This is a genomic window from Burkholderia sp. Bp8986 (assembly GCF_003854225.1).
Classification (GTDB): Bacteria; Pseudomonadota; Gammaproteobacteria; order Burkholderiales; family Burkholderiaceae; genus Burkholderia.
This window is the reverse complement of record NZ_QTQM01000218.1, coordinates 1-393: the sequence shown is the minus strand read 5'-3', so window position 1 is coordinate 393 and position 393 is coordinate 1. Positions and strand designations below refer to the sequence as shown.

At 61.6% G+C, this 393-nt stretch carries 1 pseudogene; it reads left to right on the top strand.

Annotation, left to right across the window (positions count from 1 at the left end):
* Nucleotides 1–119: 119 nt before the first annotated feature.
* Nucleotides 120–393 (top strand): annotated as a pseudogene (locus DID99_RS36965) (hypothetical protein); the annotation flags it as partial.

The window sequence follows — 393 nt, the reverse complement described above, 5'->3', positions numbered from 1 at the left end:
CATCCGAGTTGCTGGCTCCGCCACCCGGGCAGAACTCCACACGCTCCGGTCGTTCCCAGGGCAATTCTTCGCAGCGTAAGGGCTTGCGTTCCGCTATCCATCGTTCGGCCCGCCGAGCCGTGCCCTATCCCGTCCCGCTGTCTTTGCCTCATACAACCAATCCGCTCGAACTGACCGACGCCGAGCAGACACGAATTGAACGTACGCACGGTGGACGGCAGACGCTACTTTATATTGCGGAGCACGCCCACGAGCTAACTGACCATCTGCAGCGCGCCGACATCGTGAAGATCGCCGCCAATAACGGAGGCGCGCAGGCGCTGCAGGCGGTCCTCAACCATCGTCAGGCTCTCATCGACGCCGGGTTCAGCAACGACGACATCGTGAAGATTG